This is a genomic window from Streptomyces sp. Da 82-17, from assembly GCF_046098215.1.
Classification (GTDB): domain Bacteria; phylum Actinomycetota; class Actinomycetes; order Streptomycetales; family Streptomycetaceae; genus Streptomyces.
On the sequence record NZ_JBJURH010000023.1, the window covers coordinates 59,964 to 85,484 of the forward strand.

Consider the following 25,521-nt stretch of genomic DNA (forward strand, 5'->3'; position numbering starts at 1 on the left):
GGGGAGCCCGAGACACACGACTCGGGCTCCCCGGCGCTCAGGTCGGAGACAGACGCGCTCAGGCGCCGGGCCGGGCGGCCAGGGCCCGCACCAGAACCGGTGTCACCAGTTCGATCTGCCAGGGACGGGCCCCGTACCCCGCGAGGGCCGTCTCGACCGCGGTCGGGTCGAGCGTCGCGGGCGGCTCCCAGCAGACCCGGCGCACGGTGTCCGGCGTGATCAGGTTCTCCTGCGGCAGGTGCAGCTGCTCCGCCAGCGCCGTCACCGCGGCCCGCGCCGCCGAGAGGCGTGCGGCCGCCGCCGGGTCGCGGTCGGCCCACGAGCGGGGCGGCGGCGGGCCCGCCAACTGCTGCCCGGGCTGCGGGAGTTCGCTCTCCGGCAGGGCCTTCGCACGGTCCACCGCGGCCTGCCACTGCTCCAGCTGCCGCTGGCTCGTCCGGTTGCCGAAGCCGTGCAGCTGCCGCAGCGCGTGCACGTTGGGCGGCAGGTTGAGCGCGGCCTCCACGATCGCGGCGTCGCTCAGCACCTTGCCCGGCGACACGTCACGCCGCTGCGCCACCTTGTCGCGAGCCGTCCACAGCTCCCGTACGACCGCCATCTGCCGGCGCCGGCGGACCTTGTGCATGCCGGAGGTGCGGCGCCATGGGTCCTTGCGCGGGGGAGCGGGCGGGGCGCTCGCGATCGCGTCGAACTCCTGGTGCGCCCACTCCAGCTTGCCCTGGCGGTCGAGCTCCTTCTCCAGGCTGTCGCGCAGGTCCACGAGCAGCTCGACGTCGAGCGCCGCGTACCGCAGCCACGGCTCGGGCAGCGGGCGCGTCGACCAGTCGACGGCGGAGTGGCCCTTCTCCAGGCTGTACCCGAGCACCGACTCGACCATCGCGCCGAGGCCGACCCGCGGGAATCCCGCGAGCCGCCCGGCCAGCTCGGTGTCGAAGAGGCGGGTGGGGATCATGCCTATTTCGCGCAGGCACGGCAGGTCCTGAGTCGCGGCGTGCAGCACCCACTCGGCGTCCGTGATCGCGGCCCCGAACCCGGACAGGTCGGGGCAGGCGATCGGGTCGATCAGAGCGCTGCCGGCACCTTCGCGGCGCAGCTGTACGAGATAGGCGCGCTGGCCGTACCGGTAGCCGGAGGCCCGCTCGGCGTCGACGGCGACGGGGCCGCTGCCGGCGGCGAAGGCGGCGATGACATCGGCGAGCGCGGCCTCGTCCGCGACCACGTCGGGGATGCCCTCGCGCGGCTCGAGCAGCGGGATCGGCACTTCCTCGGGGGCTGCGACGCCTTCGTCCGGAGGAGCGCCTCCGGTGGTTCGCAGTGGTCTGTCTTCTGCGGTCTCTTGGGCGTCGGTCACCGGTCAAGGGTATCTGTGCGAGGAAGGCGCCCGCCGACGGAACGTTCCGTCGGCGGGCGCCGGACTGATGTGCTGGGTTTTCTGTGGTTATGTCCCCGTACGGGGTGATCGGGGGGTCAGTGGATGATGCCGGTGCGCAGGGCGACGGCGACCATGCCGGCCCGGTCACCCGTGCCGAGCTTGCGGGCGATGCGGGCGAGGTGGCTCTTGACGGTCAGGGCGGACAGGCCCATGGAGACGCCGATCGCCTTGTTGGACTGGCCCTCCGCGACCAGTCGCAGCACCTCGACCTCACGGCCGGACAGCTCGCGGTACCCGCCCGGGTGGCTCGGGGCGCCCGGCGGGCGGCGGTGCATACGGGCCGCGGCGGCGCCGATGGGTGCGGCGCCGGGGCGGGTCGGCATGCCGACGTTGGTGCGCGTGCCGGTGACGACGTACCCCTTCACGCCGCCCGCGAGGGCGTTGCGGACGGCGCCGATGTCGTCGGCGGCGGAGAGGGCGAGGCCGTTGGGCCAGCCCGCGGCGCGGGTCTCGGACAGCAGGGTCAGGCCCGAGCCGTCGGGCAGGTGGACATCGGCGACGCAGATGTCGCGCGGGTTGCCGATGCGGGGACGGGCCTCGGCGATCGAGGACGCCTCGATGACGTCGCGTACTCCGAGCGCCCAGAGGTGGCGGGTGACGGTGGAACGGACGCGCGGGTCCGCCACGACGACCATGGCGGTCGGCTTGTTCGGGCGGTAGGCGACCAGGCTTGCGGGCTGCTCGAGGAGAACGGACACCAGGCCTCCTGGGGGGATGGCGGGGACGGGGCCGGCTCGGGGAAGAAGCCGGTAAACCGTGCTTTCAAGGTCACAGAGGTCTTCGGCAGCAAGCCCGCCCGCCTTTAGCGAATGATCACGATTTGGTGACTCGCAATTCGGGCAATTCAGACGTGTGATCGATCATCCGAAGATCGAACCGAGTGCCGCGACGGTCAGGCCACGGTCAACGGCGGTCCCGTACCGCATCCGTTCGAAGCGTCGATGGGCCGTACGGATGACCCCTCGTACGCAAGAACCCGCACGCGGGCCCTCTCATGTGCGAGGGGCCGCGCGCAGGTAGCGGAGATGGGTGGTGCGCTCAGGGGGTCTGCGGGCCGCGGCGTTGGGGGAGCGAGACGACCGAGGCGTCCGACGGGCCGGTCGGCGGGAGGCCGGCGACCTGGCAGAGCAGATCGCACCAGGCGGCCAGGTGCGCGGCCGCGTCCGGCACTCCGCCGAGCCCCTCGCGCGGTGTCCACGACGCCCTGATCTCGATCTGCGAGTTGGGCTGCCGTGTGCCGAGCCCGCCGAAGTAGTGCGAACTGGCCCGCGTCACGGTGCCGCTGGGCTCGCCGTACGACAGGCCGCGGCCCTGCAGCGCGCCGGTCAGCCAGGACCAGCACACGTCGGGGAGCAGCGGGTCGGCGGCCATCTCCGGCTCCAGCTCCGCGCGGACCAGCGTCACCAGGCGAAACGTTCCGTGCCAGGCGTCGTGCCCGGCCGGGTCGTGCAGCAGGACGAGGCGGCCGTCCGCGAGGTCGTCGTCCCCGTCGACCACGGCGGCCTCCAGGGCGTACGCGTACGGGGCGAGCCGTTTCGGGGCGCGCGTCGGGTCGATCTCGATCTCCGGCCGCAGCCGGGCCGCCCGCAGCGCGTCCACGGCGGTGCGGAACGGGAGCGGAAGAGCATCGGCCGCCGCGGTCCCCTCCCTGTCTTCCATCCCGTCAGCATCCTCCGAGAGTCGTTCCTGCGCCGCAGCCATGCGGGGAAGGTTAAGGGGAACGGGGCGTTCGTGCAGGGAAGGACACCCGGTCCCGGCCGTGCAGTTCGCGGCACGTGCGAGACTTTCCGACGTGAGTGCCAACGACCTTCCCCGAGCGGGCCAGCAGCCGAACCCGAACACGACCGCCGCCGCCGCGGTCCAGGACTCCGCCTTCCTGCGGGCGTGCAGGCGCGAGCCCGTGCCGCACACCCCGGTCTGGTTCATGCGGCAGGCGGGGCGCTCGCTGCCCGAGTACCGCAAGGTGCGCGAGGGCACCACGATGCTCGAGTCGTGCATGCGCCCGGAGCTCGTCACCGAGATCACCCTGCAGCCGGTGCGCCGTCACAACGTGGACGCGGCGATCTACTTCAGCGACATCGTCGTCCCCTTGAAGGCCATCGGGATCGACCTCGACATCAAGCCGGGCGTCGGCCCCGTCGTGGAGCGGCCGATCCGGTCCCGCGCCGATCTGGAGCAGCTGCGCGACCTCACCCCGGAGGACGTCTCGTACGTCACCGAGGCCATCGGGATGCTCACCGGTGAGCTGGGCGGGACGCCGCTGATCGGCTTCGCGGGCGCGCCGTTCACCCTCGCCAGCTACCTGGTGGAGGGCGGTCCGAGCCGCAACCACGAGCACACCAAGGCTCTGATGTACGGCGACCCGCAGCTGTGGGCCGACCTGCTCGACCGGCTCGCCGACATCACCGCCGCGTTCCTCAAGGTGCAGATCGAGGCGGGCGCCTCGGCCGTGCAGCTCTTCGACTCCTGGGTGGGCGCGCTCTCCCCGGCGGACTACCGCCGCTCGGTGATGCCCGCCTCGTCGAAGGTCTTCGACGCCGTCTCCGGGTACGGGGTGCCGCGCATCCACTTCGGCGTCGGCACCGGTGAACTCCTCGGGCTGCTCGGCGAGGCCGGCGCGGACGTCGTCGGCGTCGACTGGCGCGTGCCGCTCGACGAGGCCGCCCGCCGCGTCGGCCCCGGCAAGGCGCTGCAGGGCAACCTCGACCCGGCCGTGCTGTTCTCCAGCCAGGACGCGGTCAAGGCCAAGACGGACGAGGTGCTGGCCGCCGCGCAGGGCCTGGAGGGCCACGTCTTCAACCTCGGCCACGGCGTGCTGCCGACCACGGACCCGGAGGCGCTGACCCGCCTCGTGGAGTACGTGCACACGCGTACGTCCGCCTGAAAGCAGTCCGAAAAAGGTCCATGCCCGGGTCGGGCATGGACCTTTTCGTATGGCGGGGTATGGAGGTGTGCCTGCAGTGGTGCTGGCAAGGGTGCTCCGTCGGCGCCTGCGGGCGGCCTGTCCGTGCAGGATTCCGCGGGCTTGCGTACGGGATCAGGCCTCGCAGGTGACGGGCGGGTTCCCGCCGGCCGTTCGGCAGTAGTCCAGGCCGAGGTCGCCGGCCACCGTGCCGCCGTTGAAACCGGTCCGCAGGACGTCGTTCTCCGGGCCGCCGCGAACCTCGGCCCCGGTCATGCCGGAGAGGTTGCCGGTGGTGCCGGCGTCGACCGAGAGGCAGGTGATGTAGTCGTTGCCGGGCGTGCCGGAGATCGTCGGGTTCATCGGGGACGTGGAGCGGTTCTGGCCGTTGACCTGGCACGAGGTCACCGTGTGTGGGGCGCCGCGGACGGGGCGAGGGGCGATGACGAGAGGGCCGGGCCGGGAGGGGCAGGGGACGTACTCCGCAGGGAACTCCGCCCGGCCGGTTCCGCGTCGTACGGGGCATGATCACCTTCCCTGACGACCGGACGGCCGGGCTGTACGAGGCCTGGAGCGGCGTCCGCGCCGGCAGCCCCGCCGCCGAGGCGGACCCCCTCGTCCTGGACTGCGCCCGCCGTCTCGCCGCCGATCCCGGCGGGGAGACGGCATACGTGTGGGTGGCGGGGCTCGTGGAGATGGCCGGGTATCTGGCCTGGCGGCCGGGTGCGGAGGCGCGTCGTGCGGCCGTGGACGCGCTGCTCGCCGCGGCGGACGCGCTGGGGGAGCGGCCCTGCGGGCACGAACTGCACCCGTACGAGGAGGAGTTCGAGCATTTCGACGAGTTCGACTTCTGCTGGGGGACGGGCGGCGGCTACCTCCTCGGGGAGCTCGACAACCGCCCGCGGCGGGAGGCCGACCTGTGCCCGGGGAACATCGCGGGGCACGCCCGGCTGGCCGCCGACGCCGTCGAGCCGTTCAGCGCGGACGGGATTCCGGCTCGTGTGACTGAGGAGCGGCGGGCGGACGTGGCGGCGCTCAAGGACTTCCTGCACGACTACCCGTCCGGCGATCCCGGCCCCACGATCTCGTACAACGCTGGTGGCCTGCCGGACCACCCCACGCGCGGCGCCCTCGCCGGGTTCGTCCTGACGCAGCACGTCAGCTGCTGGTACGTCATCCACCGGATCACCGACCGCACCGTCTTCGACGCCATGATCGAAGGCCTGGATGAGGCGCTCGCGCTGCTCGGCCCGGACTCGGAGTGCCGGCACGGGGAGGGCGAGCACCCGGACCCCGAGGAGCGCTACTACGAGACGGACGCCGAGCTCGGCATCCACCTGCGCAGCCCCGGCGGCCGTGCCGAGATGCGGGAACTGCTCGCGGACGACGGCCCGATGGACGCCTGGGTGTGCCCGGCGTTCCTGCGCGAGCAGGCCGAGGAGGCCCTCGGTGAACTCCGCGCCCGGCACCGGGAGTTGTTCGCGGTACGGGACACGAGCGGCCTCGACGCCGTGTACGTGACGCCCGAAGGGGCCCTGGACATCGGTGAGTTGACGCGGGCGCTCGACCACGACCCCTTCCGCTCGGAGGACAGCTCCGCCGCGGAGAACGCCGGCCTGTGGGCGGCCCGCCGCCACGCCACCGCCGCCGACCCGCGCGAACGTCTCGTCCTGCTGCATCTCGCGCTGCGGGCGGCGGCGACGCTGGACCTGCCGTACGGCCCGGGGCGGGAAGTGCGCGCGCTGCTGCGGGAGTTCGCGGACGCGGAGACGGACTGCCCGCACGCGGCCGACGAGCACCCGGACCAGCGACTCTTCGACGGCAGCCGCAAGGCCGACGTGTTCAGGCAGCACCTCGCCCATCTGTACGCCCCCGACGCCCACCCGGCACCCGAGGGCGCCTACCCGGCGGACGTCTGGGCCTGTCCCGGGCTGCTCGGGGAGTGGGCGGGGGCGTCGGTCGTCGAGCTGGACGAGGCGTATTTCGCGATGGACCTGGAGGATGGGGATGAGCTCTCAACGCTCTTGTAATTGGCTGGAAATGATCCCTCGGTCCCGCCTCCAGGGCGTCTCAGTCCCTCCTCCATGACGCTCTGTCCCGCCTCCAGGCCGCTCAGCCCGCTCTGCGCACCGCCCCCACCGCCTTCCGCGCCGCCACCAGGATGGGGTCCCAGACCGGGGAGAAGGGTGGGGCGTAGCCCAGGTCGAGGGTGGTGAGTTGGTCGGCTGTCAGGCCGGCGGTGAGGGCGACCGCTGCGATGTCGACGCGTTTCGCCGCGCCCTCGCGGCCGACGATCTGGACGCCGAGGAGGCGGCCTGTGCGCCGCTCGGCGAGCATCTTGACCGTCATCAGGGCCGAGCCGGGGAAGTAGCCGGCGCGGCTGGTCGACTCGATGGTGGCCGTCACGTACTGCAGGCCCGCCGCCCGGGCGTCCTTCTCGCGCAGGCCCGTGCGGGCGATCTCCAGGTCGCAGACCTTGCTGACCGCCGTGCCGACGACGCCCGGGAACGTCGCGTAGTCCCCGCCGACGCCCCAACCGATGGTCTGGCCCTGCTTGTTGGCGTGCGTGCCGAGGGCGACGTGGCGTTCGCGGCCGGAGACCAGGTCGAGGACCTCCACGCAGTCGCCGCCCGCCCAGATGTTCTCGTGGCCGCGGACCCGCATCGCCAAGTCCGTGAGCAGGCCGCCGTGTTCGCCGAGGGGAAGGCCCGCTTCGCGCGCCAGGTCCGTGTTCGGGCGGACTCCCATGCCGAGGATCACGACGTCCGCCGGATACTCCGCGTCGTCCGTGGCGACCGCGCGGACTCTGCCGTCCTCGCCGGTGAGGATCTTCGTGACCGCCGCGCCGTTGACCATCTCCATGCCCATGCCGGCCATGGCCTCGCCGACGAGCGCGCCCATGTCCGGGTCGAGCGTCGCCATGGGCTGGGCGCCGCGGTTGACGACCGTCACCCGATACCCCCGGTTGACCAGCGCCTCCGCCATCTCCACCCCGATGTACCCGGCGCCCACGACCACCGCCCGGTCACCGCGCGTGTGCCGCAGCGTGTCGAGCAGCGCCTGGCCGTCCTCCAGGGTCTGCACGCCGTGCACCCCCGGGGCGTCGATGCCCGGCAGGTCGGGGCGGACCGGTCGCGCGCCGGTCGCGATCACGAGCTTGTCGTACGCCGTCCAGGACTCCGCGTCCGAGTCCAGGTCACGGGCGCGCACCCGGCGGCCCCGCACGTCGATCTCCGTGACCTCCGTGCGCATCCGCAGGTCGATGGCGCGCTCCCGGTGCTCCTCGGGCGTACGCGCGATCAGCTCGTCCCGGCCGTCCACCTGCCCGCCCACCCAGTACGGGATGCCGCACGCCGAGTACGACGTGAAACGGCCGCGCTCGAACGCGACGATCTCCAGCTCGTCCGGGCCCTTCAGCCTGCGGGCCTGCGACGCAGCCGACATCCCCGCGGCGTCCGCCCCGATGACCACCAGTCGTTCGCTCATGCGCCCACGCTACGTCCACGCCCGCGGCGCATCCGCCGAGTTCCCGGTTTCCTCTGCTGACAGCAGAGTTCGCCCCCGCCCGTGGCGGAGTTCCCCGTTCCCTCTGCCGAGAGCAGATTCCGTCTGCTGACGGCAGAGCGCCCGACCCGCCGGAGACGCCCCCGGGTCTGAGAGGCTGGGGGCATGCGCGAAACGGATCTCCCCACGGGCGCCGAGCAGGCCCCCGAGCAGGCCCCAGAGCAGGCACGAGCGGTGCACGCCGTGGTCGTGGGCGGTGGCATCGCCGGGCTCGCCGCCGCCCACCGGCTGCTGGCCGGCGGTGCGCACGTCACCGTCCTTGAGGCCTCCGACCGCCTCGGCGGGAAGCTGCACGCCGGGGAGATCGAGGGCGTGCGGGTCGACCTCGGCGCCGAGTCGATGCTCGCCCGCCGCCCCGAAGCCGTCGCCCTCGCCCGCGAGGTGGGCCTCGACGCGGCGCTGCAGCCGCCCGCCGTCGCGAGCGCCGCCCTGTGGAACCGGGACCGGCTCACGCCCATGCCGAAGGGCCACGTGATGGGCGTCCCGGGCGACGCCGCCGTGCTCGCGGAGGTGCTGTCCGCCGAGGGCCTGCGCCGCGTCGAGGCCGAGCGGGACCTGCCGCCCACGGAACCCGGCGAGATCGGCGAGGACATCGCCGTGGGGGAGTACGTCGCGTCCCGCGTGGGCCGCGAGGTCGTCGACCGCCTCGTGGAGCCCCTCCTCGGCGGGGTGTACGCGGGCGATGCGTACCGCCTGTCGCTGCGCATGGCCGTGCCGCAGCTCTTCGACGTCGCCAGAGCGGGCGGCTCCCTGCTCGCCGGGGTCCGCGCCGTGCAGGAGCGGGCGGCTCGGCGGCAGCAGACCGGCCCGGTGTTCATGGGCATCGAGGGCGGCATCGGCCGCCTCCCCCTCGCCGTCGCCGAGGCCGTACGCGCCAAGGGCGGGGAGATCGCCCTGAGTTCACCCGTCGAAGCCGTCCGCCGCACCCCCGGCGGCTGGTCGGTGCGCACCGCGGGCCGTGAACTGCGCGCCGACGCCGTCGTGCTGGCCGTCCCCGCGGCGCAGGCCGCCCGGCTGCTCGACGCGGAAGTGCCCGCCGCGGCCGCCGAGCTCCGCGCGGTGGAGTACGCGTCGATGGCCCTGATGACCCTCGCGTACCGCCGTGGGGACGTGGAGCTGCCCGCCGGCAGCGGCTTCCTCGTGCCGCCGGTCGACGGGCACACGATCAAGGCGTCCACGTTCGCCTCCCAGAAGTGGGGCTGGATCGCCGAGGAGAACCCCGAACTGCTCGTGCTGCGCACCTCCGTCGGCCGGCACGGCGAGGAGGAGGTGCTGCAGCGCACCGACGACGAGCTGGTGGACGTCTCGCGGGCCGACCTGCGCGCCGCCGTCGGCCTCACCGCCGCGCCCGTCGCCACCCGCGTCACCCGCTGGGACGGCGGCCTGCCGCAGTACCCGGTCGGGCACCACGCGCGCGTCGCCCGTATCCGGGCACATGTCGCCGAGCACCCCGGACTCGCCGTGTGCGGCGCGGCGTACGACGGAGTGGGCATCCCGGCCTGCATCGCCGGCGCCCACGCGGCCGTCGACCAGCTCGCGGGGGACCGCCGCGCCCTCGATCTGCTCAGCGCGAACCCGGTGCAGAGTCTCCACGGCGGCGGAGGAGAATAGCCCCATGAGTGACGACGCCCCCGCCAAGATCCCCAACGCAGGCAAGAAGGCCAAGGACCTCAACGAGGTCATCCGCTACACGCTGTGGTCGGTCTTCAAGCTGAAGGACGTGCTCCCCGAGGACCGCTCCGGTTACGCCGACGAGGTCCAGGAGCTCTTCGACCAGCTCGCCGCCAAGGACATCACCGTCCGCGGCACGTACGACGTCTCCGGCCTCCGCGCCGACGCCGACGTCATGATCTGGTGGCACGCCGAGACCTCGGACGAGCTGCAGGAGGCGTACAACCTCTTCCGCCGCACCAAGCTCGGCCGCGCCCTGGAGCCCGTCTGGTCGAACATGGCGCTGCACCGCCCCGCCGAGTTCAACAAGTCGCACATCCCGGCGTTCCTCGCCGACGAGACGCCGCGCGAGTACGTCTCGGTGTACCCCTTCGTGCGCTCCTACGACTGGTACCTGCTGCCCGACGAGGACCGCCGCCGCATGCTCGCCGACCACGGCAAGATGGCCCGCGGCTACCCGGACGTGCGCGCCAACACCGTCGCGTCCTTCTCCCTCGGTGACTACGAGTGGATCCTCGCCTTCGAGGCCGACGAGCTGTACCGCATCGTCGACCTGATGCGTCACCTGCGGGCCTCCGAGGCGCGCCTGCACGTCCGCGAGGAGGTCCCGTTCTACACGGGCCGCCGCAAGTCGGTCGCGGAGCTGGTCACGGGCCTCGCCTGAGCCTCGCCCGCCTCCCGGCACCGCACGCGAAGGGGCCGCGACCGGACAACCGGCCGCGGCCCCTCCGCATGCGCGGTCCCCGCTACCCCGCCGCCTCCGGTTCCGCGTGCGGCTTGCAGTTCGCGCTGCCCGACTCCGGGACGCGCCCCGACAGCATGTACGTCGCCACATGGCCGTTGACGCACTTGTTGGGGCCGCCCGCGACGCCGTGCGTGCCCGCGTCCCGCTCCGTGACCAGCGCCGACCCGGCCAGCCTGCGGTGCAGTTCGACCGCACCCCGGTACGGCGTCGCCGCGTCCCGCTCCGCCGCGAGGATCAGCGTGGCGGGCAGCTCACCCGGCGCCGTCCGCACGTCGACCGGCTGCTGCCGCGGCGCCGGCCAGTACGCGCAGGGCAGGTTCATCCACGCGTTGTCCCACGTCTCGAACGGGGCGAGCCGGGCCAGGGCCGAGTTGTCGCGGTCCCAGTCGGCGAAGTCCCGCGGCCAGTTCGCCGAGTCGTTGCACTCCACCGCCGTGTAGACCGCGTTGCCGTTCTCGTCCTCCACCGCCGAGGCCGGCTTCGGCGCGGCCAGCTCGACGAGCGGCTTCGGGTCGCCCTTCAGATACTTCGACAGGGCGAGGGCACTGCGCGGCCAGAAGTCGTCGTAGTACCCGGCCTGCAGGAACGCCGACTGCAGCTGGCCCGGCCCGACCCGGCCGCCGGCGGGCTTGCGGGCGAGCCGGTCGCGCACCTTCTCGTAGCTGCTCTGCACGGCTTCGACGGAGGAGCCGAGGCGGTACGTCTTGTGGTGCTTGGCGACCCAGCCGCGGAAGTCGGACCAGCGGGTCTCGAAGGCCAGCGACTGCTGCAGATTGTTCCGGTACCAGATCTGCTCGGGGTCCGGGTTCACCGCCGAGTCGAAGACCATGCGCCGCACATGCGAGGGGAACAGCGTCGCGTACACGGAGCCGAAGTACGTGCCGTACGAGGCGCCCATGAAGTTGAGCTTCTTCTCGCCGAGGGCAGCGCGCAGCACGTCCAGGTCGCGGGCGTTGTTCAGCGTCGTGTAGTGGCGCAGCGCGTCGCCCGCGTTCTTCGCGCAGCCCTCCGCGTACGCCTTCGCCTCGGCGACCCGCTTCCGCTTGTGCGCGCTGTCCGGGTGCGTCGGCTCGTCGCTCGGGGCCTTCGCGAACTCCTTCGGGTCCTGGCACGACAACGGAGCGGAGCGGCCCACTCCGCGCGGGGCGTAGCCCACGAAGTCGTACGCCTTCGAGATCGGCCGCCACTCCGGGGTGTCCGCGGCGAGCGGCCAGTACATCCCCGAGCCGCCGGGGCCGCCCGGGTTGAACAGGAACGCGCCCTGCCGCTCGGACGCCTCGCCCCTGGCCTTGACCCGGCTCACGGTCAGCTTGATCTTGCGGCCGTCGGGGCGGGCGTAGTCGAGGGGCACGGTCACGGTCGCGCACCGCACGGAGTCCGGCAGGGCCTCCGCCTTGGGGCACGCGGCCCAGTCCAGCCCGGCGGCCGCGGCCCGCCGAGCCGCCTCCGCGGTGCCGCGCGCCTCCGCCGACTCCAGGAGTGCGGGGGCGTCTGCGGTGAGGGCGTTCGCCGCCGGGGAGCTTCCGGTCGGGGAGCTTCTCGCCGGCGTGCTTTCCGCCGGGGTGCTTCCCGCCTGGGGGCTCGCCGCCGGAGCGCTGCCCGCGGGGGCGGCGGCCAGGGCGGTGAGGACCAGTGAACCGGCGAATCCGTACAGCAGCAGTGGTGCACGCATCGTGCTTCGCATCCCTTCGGACGGCGGCGGACGGCAGCAGAACACCAGGGATCCTTCGGCGGGCGATCGGCGAAGTAAAGCAACGCCGCGCCTGGTCAGGGCTATTGACCCTGACGAGTGCGCCCGTGTCCGAACGCGGCGCGCAGGCGGGGGTCGGGCAGCGCGTCCACGCCGAGCACCGCGACCGCCGCGAGCGGGTCCCGCTCGTGCAGCACGGGCCCGAGCGTCCCGAGCAGCCGCCGGCCGGCGGGCGAGGCCCAGCGCGTGTACGAGTGGATCTCGGCCCGGGCGATCACCAGTGAGCCCAGCGTGAGCGCGAGCGGCAGCGCGAACCAGGCGAGGAGCGGCATCGGACTGCCCGCGTCCGCCGGGTGCAGGGCGAGCGCCACCGTGCCGAGCCCGAGGACCGCGAGCGCCGCCGCCCGCACCTGCCGGATCGCGCCCGTGACATGCAGCCGCGCCGCGGTCGGCACGGCGAGACCGGCCGCGGTGAGCCGCTCGGCGAGGGCCCGCACCGGGACCGTCGCCGCGGCCGACGCCCGCACCGGGGCGATCCGCTGCTGTCCCTCGGGGCCGATCGCGCCGATCACCGAACGCTCCATCTCGTCCCGGCCCTCCGGGTCGACGACGGTCGCCCAGCCGGTGTGCGCGAGCAGCAGCCGGCCCGCTCCGGCCATCGACACCAGCGTCAGATCGGCGACCCGGCGCGGACCGCCGGCCAGGAACGCGGCCTCGTACAGGGTCAGTTCATGGCGTACGGCCGCGCGCTGCTCGGCCGCGGGGCTGTCCGCGGCGCGGGCCGCCGCGACGCACAGCCGGGCGCAGGCCACCCCGGCGAAGGCCCAGGCCGGCACGAGGAACAGAACCCAGAACATGGCGGACATGGCGGATTTTGTATGCGACACGAGGGGCGGCGCGCCATGGGGCGTTCACGATGCGGACGCCGGATGACGGTCGGTGACGACTTAGCGATACGGGCCGGTAGGTCACCGTGTGCGGTGTACGTGCGGTTCGTCCCGTACGGTCGTCGCGCACCCGACTCGTCAGGAGCCGCCGCGACCGCCCCGTCAGGAGCCGCCGCCGCAGCCTCCGCCACCGCCCCCGCCGCCACCTCCGCCGCACGACGAGCCGCCGCCTCCGCCTCCACCGCAGCTGGACCCGCCCGAGGAGCCGCCGCACGACGACCCTCCGCAGGACGAGCCGCCGCACGAGGAGCCGCCTCCGCCGCCCCCGCACCACGTCACCGAGGTGTCGCCGACGAACACCAGCGGGGTCGAACCCGCCCCGGCCGCCGTGCTGTTGGCGCGCATCCGGCTGGCCGTCGTCAGCTGGTCGCGCATCACCGCGTCGGGAACGGACCGCGGCCCGTCGCAGGCCACCAGGTGCACCGGGTCGGCGTGGTCGCGCATCGCGCGGAAGTGCGCGAGGGCCCGCTTGCCCGCCCCGGTCATCCGTGAGCCGGTCATCGCCATGCACACCACGCCGATCACGAACCCGGCGCCCGTCACCGGCAGTGCGCCGAGGATGAACGGCACGGCGAACCCGGCGCCGTCGAGCGCCGAGTACTGGACCACCGTCAGGACGATCGCCAGCGGGAACGACAGGAAGGAAAGCCCGGTCTGCAGCCCTGCCCAGCGGCGCAGCGGCCGGTGCGCGTCCGGCCGGTGCAGGAACCCGCGCTGCGCGAGCCCGTCGCCGACCGCCTGCACGGCCGGGCTGCGCATCACGCCGATCCGCAGCCAGTGCAGGGCGCCGCTGGGCGCGGCGGCGTGCGTGTCGAGGACGGCGCGCTCCACCGGGTGGTGCGCCACGGCCTGCCGTACGCCGACCACCCCCGGCCCGGCCACGGCGAGCCGCCCGTCGGCGTGCATCGCCGCGAGGACCGTGTCCGCGACTCGGCCGGGGCCGCCCGCGAGGAACGCCGCGTCCAGCGGGTCGGTCACGTACGCGTGCAGGGGCGCGTTGGCCGAGCGGGCCTTGACGACGGAGACGAGCAGCCAGACGGCGGAGCCGCCGAGGCCGAGCCAGTACAGGAGCATCAACAGGAGGTACATGGTTCTCACCGTCCGGTCAGGGCGTAGCGGGCCCGGCGGACGAGGCGGGCCACCGGGTGGGCGGAGACCGGGGCCGGGCCGGAGCGCGCCAGCCACCAGTCGCTCAACTCCCGCCGGGCGTCGGCCCCTTCGGGCCCGCCTTCGAGCAGCAGATGCTCGGCGAAGTCGAGGGCGTCGCGCCGGTAGCCGCCGGTCATGGGGCGCGTCGCGGCGTACGCGAAGAAGCTGCGGCGGTACGAGTCGCCGAGGATCCGGGGGAGTTCGGGCGCGACCTTCGCGACCACGTCGGCCCGCTTGCCGGTGAGCGCGCGGCTCTGCACGGCGAGCCGCTGCCGGTCGAACCCCTCGGGCGCGGGCGTCCCGGCGACGAGCGCGGACAGCAGCGCGGCCTGAGCGAGCGCGAGCCGCTGGCGGGCGGGGGCGGAGGGGTTCGCTTCGGCTTCGGGGGCGGCGGCTCGGGGCTCCGCCCCCTCGTACGGCCCCTGCTCCGCGTCCGCAGTCCCCTCGCGAGTGCCGCAGGTCAGCGGCGCGCCGGACGGGCGGGCGACCGTGACGCGCTCGGCGGGAGTGGCAGTGGCAGTGGCAGTGGCTGTGGCAGTGGCTGTGGCTGTGGCAGGGGCAGGGGCGGCAGTGGCGGCCGGTTCCGGGGCGGAGGCACCGGTGCAAGGCTCGGTCACCTCGGCCGTACGCTCCGCCGCGGTGCCCGGAACGTCCAGGCGGGCCGTGCCCGGAACGTCCAGGCGGGCCGTGCCCGGAACGTCCAGGCGGGCGGCGGCGGACGCGACGGTGCGGCGGATCGCCTGCAGCTCCTCCTCCAGCTCCTCGGGCGCCGGGAAGTTCTCGTCCCGCTCCAGGAGCACACCGGGCGGGCTGACGCGCGAGGCGAGTTCGGCGAGGACGTCGAGGACGGGCTGCGTGACCGGGTGGGCGTGGCTGTCGTGCCACACCCCGTCCCGCTCGAAGCCGCCCGCCACATGCACGTACGCGATCGCCTCCACCGGCAGCTCGTCGAGGGCCGCGCACGGGTCCTCGCCGCGGTTGACATGGTTGGTGTGCAGGTTGGCGACGTCGATGAGCAGGCGTACGCCGGTCCGGTCCACCAGGTCGTACAGGAACTGCCCCTCCGTCATCTCCTCGCCCGGCCAGGAGATGAGGGCGGCGATGTTCTCAAGCGCGAGCGGCACCGGCAGCGCGTCCTGGGCGATGCGGACGTGCTCGCACAGCACGTCCAGGGAGTCCTTGGTGCGCGGCACGGGCAGCAGGTGCCCGGCCTCCAGGCGCGGCGACGCGGTCAGGGCGCCGCCCGCGCGGACGAACGCGATGTGCTCGGTGACCAGCGGCGAACCCAGTGCCTCGGCCCGCTCGGCGAGCGCGGTGAGCCGCTCCGGGTCGGGCCGTTCGGCGCCGCCGATGCCGAGGGCGACGCCGTGCGGTACGACGGTGACGCCGCGCTCGCGCAGCCGGAGCAGGGAGTCGGGGATGTGGCCGGGGCACACGTTCTCGGCGACGACCTCGACCCAGTCGAGCCCCGGCATCCGCTCCACGGCCTCGGCGATCTCCGGGCGCCAGCCCATGCCGGTGCCCAGGTGCGGCACCTGTCCCAGGCGCGGAGCCTGCCCCCGGTGCGGAGCCTGTCCCCGGTGCTCCCGGTGTGCTGTCTGCTGCATGTCCCCCTCCTTCGCCGCACGGCTGTGTCTCGGCACCACACTGTGCGTGCAGGTGTCATGGCCCCGGCGTTCGCCGCCGAACCCACTGGCAGGGACGTTCAGAGGTTGATTTGAGGTTTCAGGTGCCTGTGCGCGGCTTCGGCCGGGACGTGAACGACTGGTCGCCGCTCGGCGTCGCCGGCACCGGATCGGCGGGCAGCGGGCCCGAGGGCGGCGGCGGTCCGGTCGGGCTCGCGGTGGCCTGGGCGGCGGCTTCGGCGGCGAGGGCGTCGAAGTCCACGAGCCCGGTGGCCTCCAGCATCGTGATGTGGTCGAGCACGGTCTGGTTGGCGTCGCTCGCGAGCTGCCGGACCAGGCTGTTGCGGGTGGTGTGCCGCACCTGCGCGATCAGCGAGAACACCTTGCCGTGCGCGGCGCGCAGCAGGTTCGCGAACTTCCGCTGGTACGTCTCGCCGCTGGCCGCCGTCAACTCGTCCAGCCAGCCCTGCTGTTGCTCGTTGGGCTGGTTCGGCAGTTCGAGGCCGAGCTGGGCGGCGACGTCGCGCACGCGCCGGTCGAGGTCGGTGTGCCCGACGACGAGATGGTCGCCGGCCGCCTTGACCGCCTCGCTCGGCGCGCGGTCGACGGCCTGCTGACCGGCCGGGAGTTCCCAGAGCCCGGCGAGCCTGACCTTCACGACGAAGTCCCGGTCGGTCGCCGACAGCGGCCCCCACCGGGTGGCGACGCTGGACGCGTCCAGGTTCGCCTGCCCGGTCCCGGAGCGGTCGCCGTACGACCAGACGGGGAAGGCCAGCGCGCCGAGGGTCGCGACGAGGGCGGTGATGATCAGGACCGTGCCGTTGATGCGTCGGAACAAGTGCCTCGCCTCCCGGGGCGGCCGGACGCGTACGGGTCTGCGAAGGCATACGTAGCGCATCGTGGGCGCGTTCAACATCCGTGCGGAAGAAGGAAGTTGAGGAGGGCGGGGCTGCTCGCGGGGGAGTGACGCGACTCACCGTGCGGCCCGGGTTGACGCACCGTGCGTACGGGCGGAGGTTGGGGCGGCCTTGATCGGCTCTTCCGGAGAGGAACCCCGATGACACAGGTCCAGACCGTCCGCGGCCCGGTCGAGAGCAGTGCTCTCGGAGTGACGCTGATGCATGAGCACCTCTTCGTGCTCACCGCCGACGTCCAGGCCAACCACCCCGAGGAGTGGGGCTCCGAGGACGCCCGGGTCGCCGACGCCGTCGAGCGGCTGCAGCGCGCGTACGACGCCGGGGTGCGCACGATCGTCGACCCCACCGTGATCGGGCTCGGCCGCTACATCCCCCGCGTGCAGCGGATCGCCGAGTCGACCCCGCTGAACATCGTCGTGGCCACGGGCGTCTACACGTACGACGACGTCCCGTTCTACTTCCACCACCGCGGGCCCGCGCTCGACGAGGCGCTGGGCACGGCGGTGCCGGATCCGATGGTCGACATGTTCGTCGGCGACATCCGGGACGGGATCGCGGGCACGGGAGTGCGGGCCGGGATGCTGAAGTGCGCGATCGACGAGAAGGGGCTGACGCCGGGCGTCGAGCGGGTGATGCGCGCGGTGGCGCGGGCGCACCTGGAGACGGGCGTGCCGATCACGGTGCACACCCACCCGGGCTCGCACACCGGTCGGGACGTACGGCGGGTGATGTGCGCGGAGGAGGGCGTCGACCCGGGGCGGATCGTCCTCGGCCACAGCGGCGACACAACGGACTGCGACCACCTGGAGGAGCTCGCCGACGCCGGTTTCGTCCTCGGCATGGACCGCTTCGGCATCAACCTCGACGTCACGTTCGCGGAGCGCGCGGACACGCTGATCGAACTGGTCCGCCGCGGCTGCACCGACCGCATGGTCCTCTCCCAGGACGCGTCCTGCTACATCGACTGGCTCGACCCCGCGGTCCTCGCCCTCCTCCCGCAGTGGCACTACACCCACCTCTTCGAGGACGTCATCCCGTACGCGGAGGGGCGGGGCGTGGGGCGGGACGTCTTCGACGTGATGCTGCGGGAGGTGCCGCGACGGTTCTTCGAGGGCGCCGTCGAACTCCGGAGCGGCAGCTAGCGGGCCAGCCCCGGGTGGTCGGCCACCACCGTGCAGGAGCCCGGGGCGATCTCCGTGAAGCCCGCGTCCCGTACGACCGGCAGTCCGCTCGCGACCAGTTCGCGCCAGCGGTCCGGGGCGGCCGTGCGGACCGCGAGCGGGAAACCGGCCGCACGCCACTGCTCGCGCTGCTCGTCCGACAGTTCCCACCAGGCGAGTTGGGCGCCGTGCCCCGCCTGGGCCATCGCCTTGCCCGCCGACATGTCGAGGTCCGGGCTGAGCCACAGCACCGGCAGGCCCGGCTCGGGCGCGGGCGGCGGCTGCGGGTCGTCGAGGTCCGTGCCGGACACCTGGAGGCGGGCCAGGTCCTTGGGCCAGCCGTCGAGCGGCACCGGCGGGTAGACCCGGACCTCCGCGCCCGTGCCCGTCCCCGCGCCCGTGTCCGTCTCCGCGCCCGTGTCCGCCGTCGCGCCGGTCACCGTGATCCCCGGCAGCGCTTCCGCCCGCCGCCACTCGGCGCCGCGCGCCCGCCGTACGACCTTGCGGATGCGGGCGTCCTGCCAGTCGCGCACGGCCTCGGCCCACTCGCCCTCGCCGAGGGCGCGCTCGTCGGCGAGGAGGGTCAGGACGGCACGGGCCGCGGTCTCCAGGGCGTCGGTGCGCGCGGGCGGCGCGCTCTTCTCGACGTGCACGACGAGGGGAAGGACGAACTGCGGCGCCTCGTCACGGGAGTCACGGGCGTCGCCGGAGTCGCGGGACTCGGGCGCGGGCTCGGCGGAGGGGTTCGGCGTCTTCAGGCTGCTCACCCCGTCCAGTGTGCCAGCGCGCGCCGACAGCCCTCCCGCCGGGAGCCGCGCCCCCGATAGAGTCGTCGCAGCCCTCCGGACCAGGGAGGGCGCGCCCGGCCGGGGAGGCCGGGACGACGGCGGCAGCACAGCAGCACCGGGGGTACGAATGAAGAGCGAACTGTTCGCGTCGCAGAACATGGCACAGCCCGCCACGGCGCCGGGCATGAGCCTGCAGAACTCGAAGTCCGTCAAGTACGTGGTGAACGGCGAGATGTACGCCCGCCAGGGCTCCATGATCGCCTTCCGCGGCAACCTGCAGTTCGAGCGCAAGGGTCAGGGCGTCGGCGGCATGCTCAAGCGGGCCGTCACCGGTGAGGGCCTCGCGCTGATGGCGGTGCGCGGCCAGGGCGAGGCGTGGTTCGCGCAGGAGGCGGCGAACTGCTTCATCGTCGACATCGACCCGGGCGACTCCCTCACCATCAACGGCCGCAACGTCCTCTGCTTCGACCCGACCCTGTCGTACGACATCCAGACCGTGAAGGGCGCGGGCATGGCCGGCGGCGGCCTGTTCAACAGCGTCTTCACCGGTCAGGGCAAGCTCGCCGTGATCTGCGAGGGCGACCCGATCGTCATCCCCGTCGGCCAGCAGGCCCCGGTGTACGTGGACACGGACGCCGTCGTCGGCTGGAGTTCCCAGCTGCACACCTCGCTGCACCGCTCGCAGAGCTTCGGCTCGATGATCCGCGGCGGCTCCGGCGAGGCCGTCCAACTCATGCTGCAGGGCGACGGATTCGTGATCGTGCGCCCCAGCGAGGCCCTCCCGCACAAGCCCGGCCAGAACTGACCGCCGACGTGCACCGGGCCCGTACCGCGCGTACGCGTACGGCCGCGATGCGCCTCACCGGGGTCGGCCGGCGCTACGGACCGGCCGGCCCCTGGGTGCTGCGCGGCGTCGACCTGGACGTGCCGCCAGGGGCGCTGCTGCGGATCTCCGGGGCCAACGGCAGCGGCAAGTCGACGCTGCTGCGGCTCCTCGCCGGGATCGACGCGCCCAGCGAGGGCCGCGTCGAGGGCCGACCGCGCACCGCGTACGTACCGGAACGCTTCCCGTCCGCCCTGCCGTTCACGGCGCTCGGCTACCTCACGCACCTGGGGCGCGTGCACGGCCTGCGCGCGCCCGTCGCCACCGCCCGCGCGCGGGCGTGGCTGGAGCGCTTCGGCGCGAACGGGCACGCGGGCACGCCGCTGCGCGAGCTGTCCAAGGGCACCAGCCAGAAGGTCGCCGTCGCCCAGGCCCTGCTCGCCGAGCCGGAGTTGCTCGTCCTGGACGAGGCCTGGACCGGCCTCGACACCGCGGCCCGCGCCGAACTCGACCTCGCGGTGGGCGAGTTGACGTCCGGCGGTACGGCGGTCGTGTACGTCGACCACGATCCGCGGCGCCTCGCGGGCGCGGTCGACGCGGCCCACCGGGTCGACGGCACGGCCCTCGTCCCCGACACGGCCCGGCCCGCGGAGCCGACGGCGCGGGTCACGGTCGTCGCCCACGCCCGCGCGGGCACGCCCCTGCCCGCAGGCCTCCCCGACGGCACGCGCGCCGAGGCCGACGCGACGGGCACGGCCCGCATCACGACCACGCCCGCACACTCGGACACCGTCCTGCGGGCGCTGCTGCACGCGGACCCGCCCTGGCACATCCGCTCGGTACGCCGGCCGGAACGGCACCCCGAACCGGAGCCCGAACGGGGGCACGAACGGGGGCCCGGGGCGTCGCCCGAACCAAGCCCCGCTTCGCCCCACCCCGATCCGCGCACCGAGGACCCGTACCCCCGCCCGCGCACCGAGGACCCGTACCCCCGATGACCGCCCTGCTGCGCTACCACTCGGCGCTCCTGCTCCGCTCCCAGCGCTGGCTGCCGCCCGTGCTCGTCTACGCGGCGCTGGTCGCCGTCGGCGCGCAGGCCGGCGACCCGGTGCTCGACTCGCTGGGGTACGCCGACGCCGCGCTGCTGCCCGTCGCCGCCTGGCTGGCCCGCATCTGCGCCACACAGGAACCGCCCGCGGCCCGCCATGTCACGGCCGCCGCGACGAGTCCGGCCCGCACGCATCTCGCCGCGCTGCTCACGGCGTCGACCGGTGCGGTGGCGCTCGGGGCGGCGGGGAGCGCGGTGGTGGTGGCGATCAGCGGCTGGTGGAACACGAGCCACCAGGTACGGGTCGAGCCGCTGCCGATGATCGGGGCGGCGGCGCTCGCGGTGGGCGTGTGCGCACTGGTCGGCACGGCCGTCGGCACGCTCTGCACCTGGCCGCTGCTGCGCAGCCCCGGCTGGTCGGTGGGGCTGACGGCGCTGCTCGCGCTCCTCGCGGTGGTGACGGCGGGCTCGCCCGCGCGGGAGGTGGTGTGGTCCCTGATCACGGCTTCCCGCACGGGCACGGTCCCGGTCCTGCTCGTCCCCTTCGCCCTTGCGGTGCTGGCGGCGGCGGGAGCTGCGGCAACGGCCTGCGCGCTGACGTCACGACGCACGTGAGGGGCCCGGCAGGGGCGCGGGGCTGTGACATCAGCGGTGACATCAGCGGCTTCGCCGCGGACACGACCACAGGGCCTAGCTCCCCGTCCCCCCGATCAACTCCGACACCCGCACGAACCGGTACCCCCTCTTCCGCAACTCCGGCACGACCTTCCGGACCGCGCGTTCCGTCGTCGGCGCCGCGCTCCGCGTGCAGTGCATGACGACCACCGAACCGGGCCGCACTCTCCGCAGCACCTCGTCCGCCACCGCGTCCGCGTCCGTGGCGAACGCGTCGCCGCTGACGACGTCCCACTGCACCGCCGTCACGCCCGCCCGCGCGACGTTCCGCAGGGCCGTACGGTCGTAACACCCGCCGGGGAAGCGGAAGTACGGCATCGCGTTCTTGATCCCGACCTTCCGGAACGCCGCGTACGCCCGCTCCACATCCGCCCGCATCTTCCGCGGCGCGACCGTCGGCAGCCCGTAGCAGCGCGAGGTGAACGCGTAGTGGCTGTACGAGTGGTTGGCCACCTCGAACAGCGGGTCCGAGCCGATCGACCTGGCCTGGTCCGGGTACTCCTCGGCCCAACGCCCGGTCATGAACACCGTCGACGGCACCTTCAGGCGGCGCAGCGTCGCGAGCAGCGCCGGGTTGTCGAACCGTTCGCCGGAGGCGGCGCGCGGGCCCTGGTCGGCGGTCATGTCGGCGTCGAAGGTCAGCGCGACGGTCTTGCCGTGGGCCGAACCGGCGTTCCGCTTCCCGTTCTTGAACACCGGCGCGAGCCCCGCGGGCCCGGGCGCGAGCGTGGGCGGACGTGCGGCGGCGGAACGGCCGGGAGAGGCGGAAGCGGAGGCCCGGGCCGGGTCGGGGGCGGACGTGCGGCCGGTGCCGCCGGAGGATCCGGCACCGCAGCCGGTGACGACGGCGCCGAGGACGCAGAGGGCGGCGAGTCTTCGTACGGGAGCGATCACCCGGCGACGATAACGCTGCAAATCGGATAAATCGCCCAGCCGGGCCGAGCCGTCCGGGCGGTCCGTACGGGCGGTACCCACAGCCCGTGTGACGGCCCCTCACCCCCACCGACTGCCACCATGGTTCCCACCGCCATCGACTGACCCCGGAAGGCCCACCGCCCATGGACGAACGCGCGCTGCTCGACCGGTCCGGCGGGCCCGTCACCCGTAGCCGTCTGCGCCGCGACCTGACCGCACTCGGGCTCACCCCCGGCGACACCGTCATGTTCCACACCCGGATGTCCGCCATCGGCTATGTCGCGGGCGGCGCCGCCACCCTCGTCGACGCCCTCCGCGACACCGTCGGCCCCACCGGCACCCTCATGGTCACCTGCGGCTGGAACGACGCCCCGCCGTACGACTTCGACACCTGGCCGCGCCCCTGGCAGGACGCCGTACGCGCCGAACACCCCGCCTACGACCCGGAGTTCAGCGACTGCGACCACGCCAACGGCCGCCTCCCGGAAGCGCTGCGCCGCACCCCCGGAGCCCTCCGCAGCCGCCACCCGGACGCGAGCTTCGCCGCCCTCGGCCCGGCCGCCGCCGAGCTCACCGCCGACCACCCGTGGGACCACCCGCACGGACCGGACAGCCCCCTCGCCCGCCTCACCGCCCGCGACGGCCGCGTCCTCCTCCTCGGCGCACCCCTCGACACCCTCACCCTCCTCCACCACGCCGAGGCCCTCGCCCAGGCCCCGGGCAAGCGGTACGTCACGTACGAACAGCCGGTCCTGGAGGACGGGCGGCGGGTGTGGAGGCGGTTCACCGACATCGACTCGGAGAACGGAGCCTTCGACTACACGCCCGTGGTGCCCGACGGCGAGGACGCCTTCGAGACCATCACCCGCGCCCTGCTCGCCGCCGGCCACGGCAGGACCGGCAGGGTCGGCGCGGCCGAGAGCCACCTCTTCGAGGCCCGCCGGGTCGTGGAGTTCGGGGTGGAGTGGATCGAGCGGGAACTCGGCGGGGGCGGCGGCTGACGGCCGGCTCACGTTCCGTCGAGCAGCCGCTCCCGGCACGCCGCCACGTCGAACTCCGCCTCCGGGTACTGCGGATCGAGCGCTTCCAGATGCTCCTTGAGCAGCGTGCTGACCGCCCAGTTCCGGTACCACTTGCGGTCGGCGGGCACCACGTACCAGGGCGCCCAGGCCGTCGAGCAGCGTTCCAGGACCAGTTCGTACGCCTCCTGGTACGCGGGCCAGCGCGTGCGCTCGGCGATGTCGGACGGGTCGAACTTCCACTGCTTGTCCGGGCGGTCCAGGCGCCGCAGGAGCCGGCGGCGCTGCTCCTCGTACCCGATGTGCAGAAAGCACTTCACCACCGTCACACCGTCCTCGACGAGGTTCTTCTCGAAGCGGTTGATCTGGCCGTAGCGGCGGCCGAGCTGAGGGCGGGGGGCGAGTTCGCGGACGCGGGCGATCAGCACGTCCTCGTAGTGCGAGCGGTCGAAGATGCCGATCTCGCCGGGCTGCGGCAGGGCCTGCGCGATGCGCCACAGGAACGGATGGCCCCGCTCCTCCGCCGTCGGCGCCTTGAAGGCCTTGATACGGCAGCCGGACGGGTTGAACAGACCGATGACGTGCTTGACCGTGCCGCCCTTGCCGGAGGTGTCCATGCCCTGCAGGACGAGGAGCAGCCGCCGCCGGTCGCCGCCGGTGCTGGCCGCGAACAGCCGTTCCTGCAGGTCGGACAGGACCGCGGCCATCCGGGCCGTCGCCTCGGTGCCCGCCTTCTTGCCGTCGGGAGCGCCGGGCTTCGCGCGGCTGTCGTACGCGGAGAGGTCCACCCGCTCGCCCTCGGGGACGCGCAACAGGTCACCGAGGCTCGGCTCGCCCTTCGCCTTCTTCTTCGGCATCGCGCACCCCTTCCGCCTCCCCTGATCCTGCTCCGCGCGGGCGGGCACCGCGACCGCGGACGGCCCCGCGCCCGCCCCCGGGAAGGGGGCGGAGGCGGGGCCGTCGTGGCCGCGGGCCGTGCGGGCAGGCGGTCAGCTGTGCCAGGGGCCGGTCACGGCGAACGTCGTGCCCGGCGTGTAGCAGTTCACGTACATCGTGTCCTGGTCGGGGGAGAACGTGACGCCCGCGAACTCGCCCCACTCGGGCTCCTCGGGCGTGCCGATGTTCTGCCGGCCGCGCGCCATCGCGTAGACCTCGCCGCCGCGGGTGAGGCCGAAGACGTGCTGGGCGCCCTCGCCGTCCTCGCAGATCATCAGGCCGCCGCTGGGTGCGAGGCAGATGTTGTCCGGCTCCTCGCCGGGCAGCTGCAGGTCGGTGTCGGGGCCGAAGACGATGACGAGGGTGAGGCTGCGCGCCGACGGGTCGTACCGCCAGATCTGGCCGTAGTGGTCGGCGGCCGAGCCCTCCGCGCTCTTCGCGTAGCTGGACACGAAGTACACGCACTTGCCGCCCCAGTAGCAGCCCTCCAGCTTCTGGGCGTGCGTGATGCCCTTCGGCCCGAAGTCCTGGTGCCGGATGGGCGTCTGCACGGCCAGCGGGTCGGGTACGTCGACCCACTCGATGTTGTCGAAGCGGGCGCCGGTCTCCTGGATCCGGGACAGGTCCGGGACCCCCGGCACCCGCATGGCCTGCAGCTTGCCGCCGCCGAGCAGGGAACCGCGGCCGCCGTCGGGCTTGTTGGGCAGGAAGCGGTAGAAGAGGCCGAAGGGCTTCTCGAAGGCGTCCTCGGTCTCGTAGACGACGCCGCGGCCCGGGTCGACGGCGATCGCCTCGTGCTGGAAGCGCCCCATCGCGGTCAGCGGGATGGCCCCGGTGCGGCGCGGGTCGACCGGGTCGACCTCGAAGATGAAGCCGTGGTCCTTGGTGTAGCCGTTGGTGCCGGCCTTGTCTTCGGTCTCCTCGCAGGTGAGCCAGGTGCCCCAAGGGGTGGGCCCGCCCGCGCAGTTGACCGCCGTACCGGCGATGGCGACGCGCTCGTCCGTCACGTTGTTCCGCGCGTCGAGCGCGATCCGGGTGCAGCCGCCCTTCGCGGCCGGGTCGTACGTCAGGCCCGGGACCGTGGGCACGCCGATCTTCGCGGTGACCCGGTTCTCGTGGTTGCGGACCAGGTTGGTGCCGCCGGCGCGGCCCCGGAAGGCGGCCATGCCGTCGTGGTTGCTGGGCACCTTGCCCTCGCCCGAGCGGAGCGCGTCGCCCTCGCGGGAGAGAACCTTGTAGCGGAACCCTTTCGGCAGATCCAGAAGGCCGTCCGGGTCGGGCACGAGCGGCCCGTAGCCGGCCCGGCCGTGCGCGGCGGCCGTACCGGCGAAGAGTTCCGACACGGCCCCGGTGAATGCGATCCCGACTCCCAACGCACCGGTCCCGGCGAGGACTTGGCGTCTGGTCGCGGTGGGGCGTTCGGACTGTCGTGTTTCTGACATACGGGCAACTCCCTGCTGGCGGACAGGAAATACGACCCGCTGTGTGTACCACGCAGCTGCCGCTCCGGGAACC

23 protein-coding genes are annotated in these 25,521 nt (G+C 73.7%); 9 read left to right on the forward strand and 14 right to left on the reverse strand.

The window, feature by feature from the left end:
- Positions 1-58 precede the first annotated feature (58 nt).
- The 3 genes from ACIDOF_RS30710 to ACIDOF_RS30720 all read right to left on the reverse strand — a co-directional run bounded on the left by ACIDOF_RS30710 (position 59) and on the right by ACIDOF_RS30720 (position 3,133).
- On the reverse strand, positions 59-1,351 hold the full coding sequence (locus ACIDOF_RS30710; RefSeq protein ID WP_409009432.1) for an HRDC domain-containing protein: 1,293 nt from the start codon (positions 1,349-1,351) through the stop codon (positions 59-61).
- Between the two features lie 116 nt (positions 1,352-1,467).
- On the reverse strand, positions 1,468-2,130 hold the full coding sequence (locus ACIDOF_RS30715; protein WP_409009433.1) for a LuxR C-terminal-related transcriptional regulator: 663 nt from the start codon (positions 2,128-2,130) through the stop codon (positions 1,468-1,470).
- A 340-nt stretch (positions 2,131-2,470) separates the two neighbouring features.
- On the reverse strand, positions 2,471-3,133 hold the full coding sequence (locus ACIDOF_RS30720) for a DUF3000 domain-containing protein (RefSeq protein WP_409009434.1): 663 nt from the start codon (positions 3,131-3,133) through the stop codon (positions 2,471-2,473).
- 91 nt (positions 3,134-3,224) lie between these two features.
- Here ACIDOF_RS30720 and hemE point away from each other — a divergent pair, with 91 nt between their 5' ends.
- On the forward strand, positions 3,225-4,316 hold the full coding sequence (gene hemE / locus ACIDOF_RS30725) for a uroporphyrinogen decarboxylase (protein ID WP_409009435.1): 1,092 nt from the start codon (positions 3,225-3,227) through the stop codon (positions 4,314-4,316).
- A gap of 153 nt (positions 4,317-4,469) precedes the next feature.
- On the opposite strand, the gene ACIDOF_RS30730 is transcribed toward hemE, so the two are convergent.
- Positions 4,470-4,742 (reverse strand): hypothetical protein, encoded by a 273-nt coding sequence (locus ACIDOF_RS30730; protein WP_409009436.1) that lies wholly within the window; start codon positions 4,740-4,742, stop codon positions 4,470-4,472.
- A gap of 116 nt (positions 4,743-4,858) precedes the next feature.
- Here ACIDOF_RS30730 and ACIDOF_RS30735 point away from each other — a divergent pair, with 116 nt between their 5' ends.
- The gene (locus ACIDOF_RS30735; RefSeq protein WP_409009437.1) at positions 4,859-6,364 is read left to right on the forward strand and encodes a hypothetical protein; all 1,506 of its coding nucleotides are present in this window, start codon (positions 4,859-4,861) and stop codon (positions 6,362-6,364) included.
- A gap of 82 nt (positions 6,365-6,446) precedes the next feature.
- On the opposite strand, the gene ACIDOF_RS30740 is transcribed toward ACIDOF_RS30735, so the two are convergent.
- A complete protein-coding gene (locus tag ACIDOF_RS30740; RefSeq protein WP_409009438.1) occupies positions 6,447-7,820 on the reverse strand; it encodes an FAD-dependent oxidoreductase in 1,374 nt (457 codons plus the stop codon).
- A 183-nt stretch (positions 7,821-8,003) separates the two neighbouring features.
- Here ACIDOF_RS30740 and hemG point away from each other — a divergent pair, with 183 nt between their 5' ends.
- Positions 8,004-9,509 (forward strand): protoporphyrinogen oxidase, encoded by a 1,506-nt coding sequence (hemG, locus tag ACIDOF_RS30745; protein ID WP_409009439.1) that lies wholly within the window; start codon positions 8,004-8,006, stop codon positions 9,507-9,509.
- 4 nt (positions 9,510-9,513) lie between these two features.
- Entirely contained in the window at positions 9,514-10,233 is a 720-nt protein-coding gene (gene hemQ, locus ACIDOF_RS30750) for a hydrogen peroxide-dependent heme synthase (RefSeq protein ID WP_409009440.1), read from the forward strand.
- A gap of 82 nt (positions 10,234-10,315) precedes the next feature.
- On the opposite strand, the gene ACIDOF_RS30755 is transcribed toward hemQ, so the two are convergent.
- From ACIDOF_RS30755 to ACIDOF_RS30775, 5 genes are all read right to left on the reverse strand, one after another.
- Positions 10,316-11,986, reverse strand: coding sequence for an alpha/beta hydrolase (locus tag ACIDOF_RS30755; protein WP_409009441.1), 1,671 nt, complete (start codon positions 11,984-11,986; stop codon positions 10,316-10,318).
- A 101-nt stretch (positions 11,987-12,087) separates the two neighbouring features.
- Positions 12,088-12,861 carry a TIGR04222 domain-containing membrane protein gene (locus ACIDOF_RS30760; protein ID WP_409009506.1) on the reverse strand — a complete coding sequence of 258 codons (774 nt, stop codon included), beginning with the start codon at positions 12,859-12,861 and terminating at the stop codon, positions 12,088-12,090.
- 192 nt (positions 12,862-13,053) lie between these two features.
- The gene (locus ACIDOF_RS30765; RefSeq protein WP_409009442.1) at positions 13,054-14,040 is read right to left on the reverse strand and encodes a TIGR04222 domain-containing membrane protein; all 987 of its coding nucleotides are present in this window, start codon (positions 14,038-14,040) and stop codon (positions 13,054-13,056) included.
- Positions 14,041-14,045: 5 nt separating this feature from the next.
- Positions 14,046-15,614 carry a DUF692 domain-containing protein gene (locus tag ACIDOF_RS30770; RefSeq protein WP_409009507.1) on the reverse strand — a complete coding sequence of 523 codons (1,569 nt, stop codon included), beginning with the start codon at positions 15,612-15,614 and terminating at the stop codon, positions 14,046-14,048.
- A 211-nt stretch (positions 15,615-15,825) separates the two neighbouring features.
- The gene (locus ACIDOF_RS30775) at positions 15,826-16,563 is read right to left on the reverse strand and encodes a DUF4142 domain-containing protein (protein ID WP_409009443.1); all 738 of its coding nucleotides are present in this window, start codon (positions 16,561-16,563) and stop codon (positions 15,826-15,828) included.
- Positions 16,564-16,782: 219 nt separating this feature from the next.
- On the opposite strand from ACIDOF_RS30775, the gene ACIDOF_RS30780 reads away from it, so the two are divergent.
- A complete protein-coding gene (locus ACIDOF_RS30780) occupies positions 16,783-17,784 on the forward strand; it encodes a phosphotriesterase (RefSeq protein ID WP_409009444.1) in 1,002 nt (333 codons plus the stop codon).
- Here the strand turns inward: ACIDOF_RS30780 and ACIDOF_RS30785 are convergent.
- On the reverse strand, positions 17,781-18,569 hold the full coding sequence (locus ACIDOF_RS30785; protein ID WP_409009445.1) for a peptidyl-tRNA hydrolase: 789 nt from the start codon (positions 18,567-18,569) through the stop codon (positions 17,781-17,783). The two genes, ACIDOF_RS30780 and ACIDOF_RS30785, sit on opposite strands and share 4 nt — an antisense overlap.
- A gap of 148 nt (positions 18,570-18,717) precedes the next feature.
- Between ACIDOF_RS30785 and ACIDOF_RS30790 the strand changes: the two genes are divergently transcribed.
- Genes ACIDOF_RS30790 through ACIDOF_RS30800 form a run of 3 tightly spaced genes read left to right on the forward strand, consistent with a single transcriptional unit; the run spans position 18,718 to position 21,076 of the window.
- Positions 18,718-19,395 carry an AIM24 family protein gene (locus ACIDOF_RS30790; protein WP_409009446.1) on the forward strand — a complete coding sequence of 226 codons (678 nt, stop codon included), beginning with the start codon at positions 18,718-18,720 and terminating at the stop codon, positions 19,393-19,395.
- Positions 19,396-19,442: 47 nt separating this feature from the next.
- Positions 19,443-20,411 carry an ATP-binding cassette domain-containing protein gene (locus ACIDOF_RS30795; RefSeq protein WP_409009508.1) on the forward strand — a complete coding sequence of 323 codons (969 nt, stop codon included), beginning with the start codon at positions 19,443-19,445 and terminating at the stop codon, positions 20,409-20,411.
- Positions 20,408-21,076, forward strand: a complete 669-nt coding sequence (locus tag ACIDOF_RS30800) for an ABC transporter (RefSeq protein ID WP_409009447.1) — start codon at positions 20,408-20,410, stop codon at positions 21,074-21,076. Before ACIDOF_RS30795 ends, ACIDOF_RS30800 begins: the two co-directional genes overlap by 4 nt.
- Positions 21,077-21,151: 75 nt before the next feature.
- Here the strand turns inward: ACIDOF_RS30800 and ACIDOF_RS30805 are convergent, their stop codons facing one another.
- A complete protein-coding gene (locus ACIDOF_RS30805; protein ID WP_409009448.1) occupies positions 21,152-22,030 on the reverse strand; it encodes a polysaccharide deacetylase family protein in 879 nt (292 codons plus the stop codon).
- 164 nt (positions 22,031-22,194) lie between these two features.
- Between ACIDOF_RS30805 and aac(3) the strand changes: the two genes are divergently transcribed.
- Positions 22,195-23,052 (forward strand): aminoglycoside 3-N-acetyltransferase, encoded by an 858-nt coding sequence (gene aac(3) / locus ACIDOF_RS30810; protein WP_409009449.1) that lies wholly within the window; start codon positions 22,195-22,197, stop codon positions 23,050-23,052.
- Between the two features lie 8 nt (positions 23,053-23,060).
- On the opposite strand, the gene ACIDOF_RS30815 is transcribed toward aac(3), so the two are convergent.
- Both ACIDOF_RS30815 and ACIDOF_RS30820 read right to left on the reverse strand, forming a co-directional pair.
- A complete protein-coding gene (locus ACIDOF_RS30815) occupies positions 23,061-23,927 on the reverse strand; it encodes a PPK2 family polyphosphate kinase (RefSeq protein ID WP_409009450.1) in 867 nt (288 codons plus the stop codon).
- Positions 23,928-24,059: 132 nt separating this feature from the next.
- Complete coding sequence (locus ACIDOF_RS30820) at positions 24,060-25,448, reverse strand: alkaline phosphatase PhoX (protein ID WP_409009451.1); 1,389 nt, start codon at positions 25,446-25,448, stop codon at positions 24,060-24,062.
- Positions 25,449-25,521: the final 73 nt, after the last annotated feature.

Bases quoted from the DNA above. Each gene is read 5' to 3' on its own strand.
- ACIDOF_RS30740 (WP_409009438.1), bottom strand. From the start codon at position 7,820: ATGAGCGAACGACTGGTGGTCATCGGGGCGGACGCCGCGGGGATGTCG.
- ACIDOF_RS30735 (WP_409009437.1), top strand. From the start codon at position 4,859: ATGATCACCTTCCCTGACGACCGGACGGCCGGGCTGTACGAGGCCTGG.
- hemG (WP_409009439.1), top strand. From the start codon at position 8,004: ATGCGCGAAACGGATCTCCCCACGGGCGCCGAGCAGGCCCCCGAGCAG.
- ACIDOF_RS30760 (WP_409009506.1), bottom strand. From the start codon at position 12,861: ATGTTCTGGGTTCTGTTCCTCGTGCCGGCCTGGGCCTTCGCCGGGGTG.
- ACIDOF_RS30770 (WP_409009507.1), bottom strand. From the start codon at position 15,614: ATGGGCTGGCGCCCGGAGATCGCCGAGGCCGTGGAGCGGATGCCGGGG.
- ACIDOF_RS30800 (WP_409009447.1), top strand. From the start codon at position 20,408: ATGACCGCCCTGCTGCGCTACCACTCGGCGCTCCTGCTCCGCTCCCAG.
- ACIDOF_RS30815 (WP_409009450.1), bottom strand. From the start codon at position 23,927: ATGCCGAAGAAGAAGGCGAAGGGCGAGCCGAGCCTCGGTGACCTGTTG.
- hemQ (WP_409009440.1), top strand. From the start codon at position 9,514: ATGAGTGACGACGCCCCCGCCAAGATCCCCAACGCAGGCAAGAAGGCC.
- ACIDOF_RS30780 (WP_409009444.1), top strand. From the start codon at position 16,783: ATGACACAGGTCCAGACCGTCCGCGGCCCGGTCGAGAGCAGTGCTCTC.
- ACIDOF_RS30755 (WP_409009441.1), bottom strand. From the start codon at position 11,986: ATGCGTGCACCACTGCTGCTGTACGGATTCGCCGGTTCACTGGTCCTC.
- ACIDOF_RS30765 (WP_409009442.1), bottom strand. From the start codon at position 14,040: ATGTACCTCCTGTTGATGCTCCTGTACTGGCTCGGCCTCGGCGGCTCC.
- ACIDOF_RS30795 (WP_409009508.1), top strand. From the start codon at position 19,443: ATGCGCCTCACCGGGGTCGGCCGGCGCTACGGACCGGCCGGCCCCTGG.
- ACIDOF_RS30790 (WP_409009446.1), top strand. From the start codon at position 18,718: ATGAAGAGCGAACTGTTCGCGTCGCAGAACATGGCACAGCCCGCCACG.
- ACIDOF_RS30820 (WP_409009451.1), bottom strand. From the start codon at position 25,448: ATGTCAGAAACACGACAGTCCGAACGCCCCACCGCGACCAGACGCCAA.
- ACIDOF_RS30720 (WP_409009434.1), bottom strand. From the start codon at position 3,133: ATGGCTGCGGCGCAGGAACGACTCTCGGAGGATGCTGACGGGATGGAA.